Origin of the sequence: Bradyrhizobium sp. G127 (genome assembly GCF_021502575.1) — a bacterium.
Classification (GTDB): Bacteria; Pseudomonadota; Alphaproteobacteria; order Rhizobiales; family Xanthobacteraceae; genus Afipia.
The window spans coordinates 19,762-29,565 of the sequence record NZ_JAKFGN010000004.1 but is presented as its reverse complement, the minus strand read 5'-3'; the positions used below and the strand labels follow the sequence as shown (position 1 = coordinate 29,565).

9 protein-coding genes are annotated in these 9,804 nt (G+C 62.1%); 4 read left to right on the top strand and 5 right to left on the bottom strand.

The window, feature by feature from the left end:
* Nucleotides 1-509 precede the first annotated feature (509 nt).
* Nucleotides 510-1,526: a DnaJ C-terminal domain-containing protein gene (locus LVY71_RS22785; protein WP_235102239.1), complete on the bottom strand. Its 1,017-nt coding sequence runs from the start codon at nt 1,524-1,526 to the stop codon at nt 510-512.
* Nucleotides 1,527-1,696: 170 nt separating this feature from the next.
* Nucleotides 1,697-2,215, bottom strand: a complete 519-nt coding sequence (locus LVY71_RS22780) for an RT0821/Lpp0805 family surface protein (RefSeq protein WP_235102238.1) — start codon at nt 2,213-2,215, stop codon at nt 1,697-1,699.
* 15 nt (nt 2,216-2,230) lie between these two features.
* On the opposite strand from LVY71_RS22780, the gene pdxH reads away from it, so the two are divergent.
* Both pdxH and LVY71_RS22770 read left to right on the top strand, forming a co-directional pair.
* Nucleotides 2,231-2,872, top strand: coding sequence for a pyridoxamine 5'-phosphate oxidase (gene pdxH / locus LVY71_RS22775; RefSeq protein WP_235102237.1), 642 nt, complete (start codon nt 2,231-2,233; stop codon nt 2,870-2,872).
* A gap of 43 nt (nt 2,873-2,915) precedes the next feature.
* A complete protein-coding gene (locus tag LVY71_RS22770; RefSeq protein ID WP_235102236.1) occupies nt 2,916-3,680 on the top strand; it encodes an SDR family NAD(P)-dependent oxidoreductase in 765 nt (254 codons plus the stop codon).
* 63 nt (nt 3,681-3,743) lie between these two features.
* Here LVY71_RS22770 and LVY71_RS22765 read toward each other — a convergent pair whose 3' ends face one another.
* On the bottom strand, nt 3,744-4,169 hold the full coding sequence (locus tag LVY71_RS22765; protein ID WP_235102235.1) for an organic hydroperoxide resistance protein: 426 nt from the start codon (nt 4,167-4,169) through the stop codon (nt 3,744-3,746).
* 209 nt (nt 4,170-4,378) lie between these two features.
* On the opposite strand from LVY71_RS22765, the gene LVY71_RS22760 reads away from it, so the two are divergent.
* Complete coding sequence (locus LVY71_RS22760) at nt 4,379-4,837, top strand: MarR family winged helix-turn-helix transcriptional regulator (RefSeq protein ID WP_235102234.1); 459 nt, start codon at nt 4,379-4,381, stop codon at nt 4,835-4,837.
* Between the two features lie 57 nt (nt 4,838-4,894).
* Here LVY71_RS22760 and ku read toward each other — a convergent pair whose 3' ends face one another.
* Complete coding sequence (ku, locus tag LVY71_RS22755) at nt 4,895-5,761, bottom strand: non-homologous end joining protein Ku (RefSeq protein ID WP_235102233.1); 867 nt, start codon at nt 5,759-5,761, stop codon at nt 4,895-4,897.
* 106 nt (nt 5,762-5,867) lie between these two features.
* Here ku and ligD point away from each other — a divergent pair, with 106 nt between their 5' ends.
* Nucleotides 5,868-8,582: a DNA ligase D gene (ligD, locus tag LVY71_RS22750; RefSeq protein ID WP_235102232.1), complete on the top strand. Its 2,715-nt coding sequence runs from the start codon at nt 5,868-5,870 to the stop codon at nt 8,580-8,582.
* On the opposite strand, the gene LVY71_RS22745 is transcribed toward ligD, so the two are convergent.
* Nucleotides 8,583-9,557 carry a magnesium transporter CorA family protein gene (locus tag LVY71_RS22745; protein WP_235102231.1) on the bottom strand — a complete coding sequence of 325 codons (975 nt, stop codon included), beginning with the start codon at nt 9,555-9,557 and terminating at the stop codon, nt 8,583-8,585. It abuts the gene before it with no gap.
* Nucleotides 9,558-9,804: the final 247 nt, after the last annotated feature.

Below are 9,804 nucleotides of genomic sequence, written 5' to 3'. Positions count from 1 at the left end.
CCACACGTCCGGGAGGCCGGGGGTCACCGTCCGGGCCAACTACGTGGCTCTGCCTTCGATGGCTGGACGAGGACAGGATGAAGGCGGGCGAAAGCCTGCCGGATCGGAGGCGCGATACGCGCTCGTCCTGTCCCGGAAGCACGGTCCCCCGGACACAAATCGCCGCCAAATAGCAGTCAAGCTTGCGCAGACTGCGTAAACTTGTCTGTGGAGCGCCGTGAGGCGACGCGCTTCCTTTTCGCAGAGGAAGCGAACCAACACATTTGCGCCTTGCGGCGCTCCATGCCCCTCATTGTTTCGTGGGGCGCGACTGAAAGCAAAACTCGCGCGTGGCGCGAGAACGATTGCGCGTGCGTAAACGAAAGTGGCTGTTTGATAATTGAATTGGAATGACGCGGAGCGCTTCAATACTTTCGACGCCGTCCCCGCGCAGGCGGGGACGACGTGGAGAGAAATCGTGATCGAATCGAGAATGCAGAGAGACGGCATAGTCTCACCTGCTTCTCGCCTCAGTCAAAATCCTTGCGCGGATTTGTCGGATGATGGTCGCGCCATTTTTCCATCAGCGCTTCCAGCTCCGCGTCGTTGGCATCGGGCAGCACAATGCGCGTGGTGGCGAACAGGTCGCCGAAACTGTCCGCGCCCGACGCGCCCTTGATCGGCATGCCCTTGCCCTTCAGCCGGAACGTGCGGCCGCTCGACGTGTTCTTCGGAATCGAGAGCTGCACTGCGCCATCCAGCGTCGGCACGCGCACGCGCGCGCCGAGCACGGCTTCATAGAGCGTGATCGGCAGATCGAGCCGCAGGTCATTGCCGTCGATCTTGAAGTAAGGATGCGGCGCGATGTTCACGGTGATCAGCACGTCGCCGGGACGATGACCGGGCGCAGTCTCGCCCTGCCCCTTGAGGCGGATCTGCTGGCCCGCGGTGACGCCCGCCGGAATCTTGACGTTAAGCTCCTTGCCGGTCGGCAGCCGCACGCGCCGCGTCGCGCCGTTGACCGCTTCTTCCAGCGCAACCGTCATGGTGACGGCGAGATCGAGATCGGCCGCGAACGGGGTGTCGTATTCGAACGTGCCCGCGCCGCCGCGCGCGCCACCCATGCCGGGACCTCCACCCATTCCCGCGCCGGCCTGGCCGCCGAACATGCTCTTGAGAATGTCCTCAAACGCTCCTCCGCCGCCGGAAAAACCGCCGCCCGGAGCGCCGCCGGTGTGGAACGAATATTCGAAGCCGCCCGGCCCTGCGCGGCGCGCACCGCCGCCGCCGGGAAAGCCGCCGCCTTCAAAGCCTTGAAACTTCGGTTTGCCCTCGGCATCGATCTCGCCGCGATCGAACTGCTTGCGCTTGTCCTCATCGCCGAGGATTTCGTTCGCAGTGTTCAGTTCGGCGAAGCGGTCGGCCGCTTTCGGGTCGCCCTTGTTGGCATCGGGGTGGTGCTTCTTGGCGAGCTTGCGATAGGCGCTTTTGATCGCCGCAGCGCTGGCACCCCGCTGCACCCCCAGGACCTCATAGGGGTCGCGCATCCGTCAGGTCTCCTTGCAGGAATTCAGAACAGGAATTCAGATTTGGGCCGAACGGCCCTTTGCCTTCATTTGGGGTTTTCGTGACATTCCCGCAACGGGTTTATCACGCGGTTTATCCCTTGGCGGCTTCAAAACTGCGATGCGCGGCGGTTCTGGCCGCTGTGAAGCCTTCAACTTCGTTTCCAGGGCTTCAGGTGGCGAATTTCCCAGGGTCCCTTGCCCTGCTGGCAGGCTTCACCCTGAAGCCAGCCTTCATTGGCGCCGCGGACATAACTCGCCAGGAAATCCCGGCAGGTGCGGCCCTCATTGGTATAGGTCGATGCCAGCGGCGTCACCGAGCCGCGCGCCCCGGTTTCGGGATTTTCCCAGGGCTGGCTGACGTCCTTCTGGCCGCGGGTCAGCACGTCGGAAGCGGCGTTGCGGGCCAGCGCCAGATCGGCATCGGTCAGATTGGTGTCATCATGGGAGCGGACGACGGGGATAGAACCGGTGACATCCGAGGTATCGTCTGCCTTGGGCTCCTTGCCGAACATGCTTCCCATGCTGCAGCCGCCTGCGGCGCATCCGACGGCCACCAGCGCCGCAGCCGTGACAAGCCGGCCGATCGGCGATAGGCCACGGCCCTCGCGTACCCTATATAGGGAACGCTCAAGAACACGCTTGGCACTGAAAGGCGCCACGATACGCAACCGGATACTCCAGACATGAACGGTCCAGAAACCATCAAAACCCCAGGTGAGTTAATTTCCGGTGATTTCACCGCCGCCGGAGAGCCTTTCGGGCTTTTTGCCGCGTGGTTTGCCGAGGCCGTGAAGTCCGAGCCCAACGATCCCAACGCCATGGCGCTGGCCACTGTGGACGGCGACGGGCTGCCCGACGTCCGCATGGTGCTGCTGAAGGGCTACGACGCCGACGGTTTTGTGTTTTACAGCCACATCGACAGCGCCAAGGGCCGCGAACTCGCAGCCACCCCCAAGGCCGCGCTGCTGTTCCACTGGAAATCGCTACGCCGGCAGGTCCGCATCCGCGGCGCCGTCAGCCGCGTCACCGACGCCGAGGCCGACGCCTATTTCGCCACCCGGCCAAAGCAGGCGCAGATCGGCGCCTGGGCCAGCAAGCAGTCGCAGCCGCTGGAAAGCCGGATGGCCTTCGAGAAGGCCATCGCGCTCAACGCCGCAAAATATGCCCTCGGCGAGGTCCCCCGCCCCCCCGGCTGGAGCGGCTGGCGGATCGCGCCGCACCGGTTCGAGTTCTGGCACGACCGCCCCTTCCGCCTGCACGACCGGATCGAATTCCAGCGCGCCGCGCCGGATGCAGACTGGGCCAAGACGCGGCTGTATCCGTAGAACGATTCCCCGAACGCGAACGCCGAAGGCGAGACCTCATTCCATGCCGACTTCAACGCACGTCGATCCCAACGCACCGAAGCGCACGCTCTTGCTGACCGGCGCCAGCCGTGGCATCGGCCACGCCACGGTGATCCGCTTTTCCAGCGCGGGCTGGCGCGTCATTACCTGCTCGCGGCATCCCTTTCCCGAGCAGTGCCCGTGGGACGCCGGCCCCGAGGATCACATCCAGGTCGACCTTTCCGATCACAAGGACACCGCCCGCGCCATCGGCGAAATCCGCGAACGGCTTGAGGGCGGCGCACTGCATGCGCTGGTCAACAATGCGGCGATTTCGCCGAAGGGCGACGGCGGCGCGCGGATGGGCTCGATCGACACCGATGTCGATGTCTGGAGCCATGTGTTTCGCGTCAACTTCTTCGCGCCGGTGATGCTGGCACGCGGCCTCATTGAAGAACTGAAGGCGGCAAAAGGATCGGTGGTGAATGTCACGTCAATCGCCGGCTCCCGCGTGCATCCGTTCGCAGGCGCGGCCTATGCAACATCGAAAGCGGCGCTTGCCTCATTGACGCGTGAGATGGCGTCAGACTTCGGTCGCGTCGGCGTGCGCGTCAATGCGATCGCGCCCGGTGAAATCGATACCTCGATCCTGTCTCCGGGCACCGACAAGATCGTGCATGAGCAGATTCCCATGAACCGTCTCGGCACGCCGGACGAAGTGGCGAAGATCATCTACGTGCTGTGCACGGAAACGAGTTCTTACGTGAACGGCGCCGAGATTCACATCAACGGCGGCCAGCACGTCTGAGCCTAGCTCCGCAAACGAAAAGAGCGGAGCCGATGCTCCGCTCTTTTATTTGGGGAGCGACGATCAGACGACGTTGAGCTTCACGTCGACATTGCCACGGGTGGCGTTGGAATACGGGCACACCTGATGCGCCTTGGCGACGAGCGCTTCGGCGTCAGCCTTGGCCAGACCCGGCAGCGAAACCGTCAGGGCGACGTCGAGGCCGAAGCCGCCTTCCGAACGCGGGCCGATGCCGACATCGGCAGTCACCGTGGTGTCGGCCGGCACCTTCGGGCCGCCCTGCGCGGCGACGGCTTTCATGGCGCCGATGAAGCAGGCGGAATAGCCCGCCGCGAACAGCTGCTCCGGATTATTGCCCGGTCCGCCTGCACCACCGAGTTCCTTCGGGGTCGAGAGGCTGACCTGAAACGCGCCGTCGGTGGTCGAAGCTTTGCCATCACGGCCGCCGGTGGCAGTAGCCTGGGTGCGGTACAGAACTTTCACGGACATGGGATGTCTCCTGGGATGATCGTAGGGGTGGGATGGGCCAGCCTCGCGCTGACCCGTATGAATTGAACGAGGTGGTTTATATCGTGCGCGATATAATCGCGCAATATATATTTCGCATGCCTGCCCTGCAAAAACGCGTTGCGCGATTCAATCGTGCACGCCTTAAATAAGGCACCGATCCGCGCCGGATCGCCGCTTGAGGATGGGCCATGGCCAGCCAACTGAACCCCGACGACCTGTTGAAGGTCGACAATTTCATGTGCTTTGCATTGTATTCGGCGGGGCACGCCTTCACGCGGCTTTACAAGCCGCTGCTCGATCCGCTGGGCCTGACCTATCCGCAGTATCTGGTGATGGCGGTGCTCTGGGAAAAAGACGATCGCCCCGTCGGCGAGATCGGCGAAAAGCTGTTGCTGGAATCGAGCACGCTGACCCCGCTGCTCAAGCGCCTGGAAGCGGCGGGAATGGTGCGCCGGACGCGTGACCGCGACGACGAACGCGTGGTCCGCATCCAATTGACCCCACAGGGCGCTACGCTGAAACAAAAGGCGCTCAGCATTCCGGCCGCGATCGGCTGCTCCACGTCGCTCTCAATTCCGGAGGTGGTGAAACTAACCGGCGAGATCAAGGCGCTTCGCCAGAAACTGCTCGCGGCGCAGGCTGCGTGAACGATTTATGTGGGCATGATCTTTCCGAAACCGGTGCTCACTTTTCGGCATCATACCCTAACTCGCCTTGCGATGCCGCGCCGTCGAGCGCGCGGCTTTCTTAGGCGCGCGCCGCGGTGCTGCACGCGGTGAACGCGCCGAAGCCGTGCGCCCCTTCAGGCTCTGCTTCAGCGCATCCATCAGATTGATGACATTGCCGGCTTTCTCGGGACGCTCCGGCGCCTTGATGGTCTTGCCCGCGGCCTTCTGCTTGACCAGATTTTTGAGCGCGTTTTCATACTCATCCTCGAATTTCGAGGCGTCGAAGTGCGATGCCTTGGTGTCGAGGATATGCGAGGCAAGCTCGACCATGTCCCTGGAGATTTTCGGCGTCTTGATGTCGCCGAAGAAGTCTTCCTCGTCCCGCACCTCGTAAGCATAGCGCAGGGTAGTGGCGAGCAGTCCCTTGCCAAGCGGTTCGATGGCGACGATGCGCTCGCGATTGGACAGCACGACACGCGCCAGCGCCACGCGATCCTGATTCTTCATCGCGTCGCGGATCACTGCGAAAGCGTCGACGCCGCTCTTTCCGTCCGGGACGAGATAATACGGACTGTCGAGATAGCGCCGGTCGATCTCGTCGCGCGGCACGAAATTGTCGATGTCAATGGTGTGGTTGCTCTCGAGCTGAACCGCCTCGAGCTCTTCCTTCTCGATGGGCACGTACTCGCCCTTGGCGACTTCGTAGCCGCGCCCCTTCTGCTCTTTCTCGACGACGTCTCCGGTCTCGGAATCCACCATCTGCTGCTTCAGCCGGTTTCCGGTTTCGGTGTTGATCATATGAAACCGGGTCCGCTCCACGGTGGTCGACGCCGGATAGAGCGCTACCGGGCATGTGACCAGCGACAGTTTCAGCGAACCCTTCCAGTACGCACGCGGCAACATGAGTAGTCTCCTGCCCTGAACACACCTACAATTGGAACTTCAACGGCGGTGCCGGGTTTTGGTTCCTGGGGCGCCGCCCCGTGCGTTTGCGTGGTGGGGAAGTGCCGTGGCCCTCAAAAATCTCAAGACCTATCGGACAAAACGCGATTTCACGAAAACCTCGGAGCCGAGCGGCAAGGTCGCCGTAACCGCTTCCAAGGCGCGTCGCTTCGTCATTCAGAAGCACGACGCCACCCGCCTGCACTACGACCTGCGGCTCGAATATGGCGGCGTGTTCAAGTCCTGGGCCGTGACGCGCGGCCCCTCGCTTGATCCGAAGGACAAGCGCCTCGCGGTCGAGGTCGAGGATCATCCGCTCGACTACGGCGATTTCGAAGGCACCATTCCCAAGGGGCAATATGGCGGCGGCACCGTCATGGTGTGGGATCGCGGCTACTGGCTGTCGGACGATCCGGAAAAGGGTTTCAAGAAAGGCGATCTTAAATTCGCGCTGGAAGGCGAGAAGCTGCACGGCGAATGGGTGCTGGTGCGGATGAAGAACGATCGCACCGGCGGCAAACGCACCAACTGGCTGCTGATCAAGCATCGCGACGAATACGCCCGTGAGGGCAAGAAGAACGATATCCTCGATGATGACACCTCGGCGGCATCAGGACGCACGATGGAGCAGATCGCCGAAGGCAAGGGCCGCGCGCCGAAGCCGTTCATGCTGAAGGCTTCCACCCGCGCGAAAGCGGCTCAGGTATGGGATTCGAACGAGGGACTTGCCGCTGATGAACGAAAAAAGAAAACAGCGACGAAGTCACCGAAGCGGCCCGCAAAAAAAGCCGCTGTTGCGCAGCTGAGGAGCAAGGTCGCGACCAAAAGCGCCGGGATGAAAGGCACCCGGCGGGCCACGAAGCTGCCTGACTTTGTCGAGCCAGAGCTTTGTACCGTGGTGGACCGGCCGCCCGCTGGCGACGGCTGGGTGCACGAGATCAAGTTCGACGGCTATCGCATCCAGATGCGGATCGAGAACGGCGAGGCGTCGCTCCGGACACGCAAGGGTCTCGACTGGACGGACAAATTCTCCGCCATCGCGAAGGAAGCAAGCAAACTCCCTGACGCCGTCATCGACGGCGAGATCGTGGCCCTCGATCACAATGGACATCCGGATTTCGCATCGATGCAGGCCGCGTTGTCCGACGGCAAGACGGACGATTTGATCTTCTTCGCCTTCGACCTGCTGTTCGCCGACGGAGAGGATCTGCGGAGGCTGCCGCTGTCCGAACGCAAGCAGCGGCTGCGAACACTGCTCGATGGCAAGCGCAAGCGGGACGAAGGCGTGATCCGGTATGTCGAGCATTTCGAGACCGGCGGCGACGCCATTCTGCAGTCGGCCTGCAAACTATCGCTCGAAGGCATCGTCTCAAAGAAGGCATCGGCGCCGTATCGTTCCGGCCGCTCCGGAAGCTGGACCAAGGCGAAGTGCCGCGCCGGGCACGAGGTCGTCATCGGCGGCTGGAAAAGCAATGCGGGGAAATTCCGCTCGCTGATGGTGGGCGTGCCGCGCGGCGATCATCTCGCCTATGTCGGCGTGGTCGGCACCGGCTACGGACAGGCGGTCGTCAAACGCATCATGCCCGAGTTGAAAGCCAACGCTGCAACCAAAAGCCCGTTCGGCGGCCAGAACGTCCCAAGGCAAACCTCCGAGATGCATTGGCTGAAGCCCGAACTGGTTGCGGAAATCGAGTTCGCGGGCTTCACCGGCGAGGGCATGGTGCGGCAGGCCGCATTCAAGGGGCTGCGCAAGGACAAGCCGGCCAGCGAAGTGATTGCGGACAAGCCGGTTAAAATCAAAATCGCGGAGCCATCGGCCAAGTCTTCAAGACAAAAAACTTCCAAAGCAGCCGCGGCAAAATCGTCTTCCATAAAGAGTGGCAGCTCAACCGTGATGGGCGTCGTCATCTCCAAGCCCGACAAGACGCTGTGGCCCGACGGCGGCGACGGCGAGCCGGTGACCAAGCTCGATCTTGCGCAATATATGGAACAGGTCGGCGACTGGCTGATAACCCATATCAAGGGCCGGCCCTGCTCGATCATCCGTGCGCCGGACGGCATCAACGGCGAGAAGTTCTTTCAGCGTCATGCCATGGCCGGCATGTCGAACCTGATCGATCTCGTGAAAGTTTCCGGCGACCGCAAACCTTATGTGCAGATCGATCGGGTTGAGGGCCTTATCGCCGCAGCCCAGATCGGCGGACTTGAACTCCATCCGTGGAATTGCGCACCGGGTGAGCCGGATGTGCCGGGGCGTCTGGTCTTCGATCTCGATCCCTCGCCCGACGTAGCGTTTACCGCCGTCGTCGATGCCGCGCGCGAAATGCGCGAGCGGCTGACCGCGCTCGGGCTGGAAAGTTTCTGCAAGACCACCGGCGGCAAGGGGCTTCACATCGTCACACCACTGAAGGATGCGAAGAAAGACAAGATCAACTGGAAGGCCGCGAAGGCGTTCGCCCAGGAAGTGTGCCAGCAGATGACGACGGACAGTCCGGAGCACTACCTGCTCAACATGTCCAAGAAGCAGCGCAAGGGAAAAATCTTCCTCGACTACCTGCGTAACGACCGGATGGCGACAGCGGTGGCGCCGCTCTCGCCGCGGGCTCGCGACGGCGCGCCCGTCTCAATGCCGGTGACATGGGCGCAGGTGCGCAGCGATCTCGATCCGATGAAATTCACGCTGCGCACGGTGCCGGGGTTAATCGGAAAGGCCAAAGCGTGGGCCGACTACGAGAAGTCGGCGCGGTCACTCAAGTCCGCGATCGCCAAGCTCACGAAATAACTACAGCCACCGCTTCCATTTGAAAAACAGATACGGTCCCGCCGCCGCAAGCAGCATGGCCAGCAGCGCCAGCGGATAGCCCCAATGATGCTCCAGCTCCGGCATAAACTTGAAGTTCATGCCGTAGATCGACGCAATCAGCGTCGGCGGCATCAGCACGACCGCCATCACCGAGAACAGCTTGATGATGTTGTTCTGCTCAAGATTCACCACGCCCAGCATGGCGTCGAGCACGAAAGTTATCTTGTTCGACAGATAGGATGCGTGATCTGTCAGCGAGGAGACGTCGCGCTGCTGGGTCTTGAACTGCGCCTTCTGTTCCTTGCTCCAGCGGCTGGTGTCGGTCTCGACCAATACGAACGAGATCAGGCGCCCGATCGAGACGAGGCTCTCGCGCACCTTCGAGGTGAGGTCGCCTTTCTTGCCGATAGTCAGAAGAATTTGTGAATACGTCCGCGCATGGCCGCGCTCGGCGGACGGCTCGAAAATCTGCGACGAAACGCTGTCCACATCGGCGCCCGCGCGCTCCAGAATATCGGCGCAGCGATCGATCACGCCGTCGAGCAGTTCGAGCAGGATGCCGTCGCCGGTGATGTTGGCGGGACAGGTGCGCGCGAGTTTTGCTGCGATCAATGCGAACGGCTTCGGCTCATCGTAGCGCACGGTGACGAGACGATGCTCGGTGAGGATAAAGGTCACGGGCGTGGTGCGCGGGGCCTGGGAATCCGCGGCACACATCAGCGTGGCGGTCATGTAGCGCGCGCCGTTCTCGATATAGAGGCGGCTGGACGCCTCGATCTCCTGCATGTCCTCACGGGTCGGAATTTCGATGCCGACCAGCTTCTCGACTGCCTTGTCCTCACCCGGTGCCGGCGTCTTCAGATCGATCCAGATCGCGTCAGACGGCAGCGCGTCGATGTCGATATTATCGATCTTCTTCAGAGCGGAGGCGGTGGGAACGAAGACAGACAGCATAAGCGACTCCCGGAATCTCTTTCTCGAACAACGTGTCGTCCATCCGGTCTCAAAGCGCAAATCTTTCTGTTGCCTCGCGAGCATTCCGCGACAACGGCGTGACATTCAACTGTCATGAAGGTTGCGCGGGACATCGGAGGACAAGCGAGACACCCCCTTAACGCCGCAGGAAACAAACAGGTCCGAATGGCTGGTCCCGGCCGTGGCGGTTGCCATCCGGCGGTGCGGCGTCAAAGCCACAGTCCGG

Excerpts from the sequence above, each read along its gene's own strand:
- LVY71_RS22765 (WP_235102235.1), bottom strand. The coding sequence starts at position 4,169 with ATGTCCGTGAAAGTTCTGTACCGCACCCAGGCTACTGCCACCGGCGGC.
- LVY71_RS22760 (WP_235102234.1), top strand. The coding sequence starts at position 4,379 with ATGGCCAGCCAACTGAACCCCGACGACCTGTTGAAGGTCGACAATTTC.
- LVY71_RS22745 (WP_235102231.1), bottom strand. The coding sequence starts at position 9,557 with ATGCTGTCTGTCTTCGTTCCCACCGCCTCCGCTCTGAAGAAGATCGAT.
- ku (WP_235102233.1), bottom strand. The coding sequence starts at position 5,761 with ATGTTGCCGCGTGCGTACTGGAAGGGTTCGCTGAAACTGTCGCTGGTC.
- LVY71_RS22785 (WP_235102239.1), bottom strand. The coding sequence starts at position 1,526 with ATGCGCGACCCCTATGAGGTCCTGGGGGTGCAGCGGGGTGCCAGCGCT.
- pdxH (WP_235102237.1), top strand. The coding sequence starts at position 2,231 with ATGAACGGTCCAGAAACCATCAAAACCCCAGGTGAGTTAATTTCCGGT.
- LVY71_RS22770 (WP_235102236.1), top strand. The coding sequence starts at position 2,916 with ATGCCGACTTCAACGCACGTCGATCCCAACGCACCGAAGCGCACGCTC.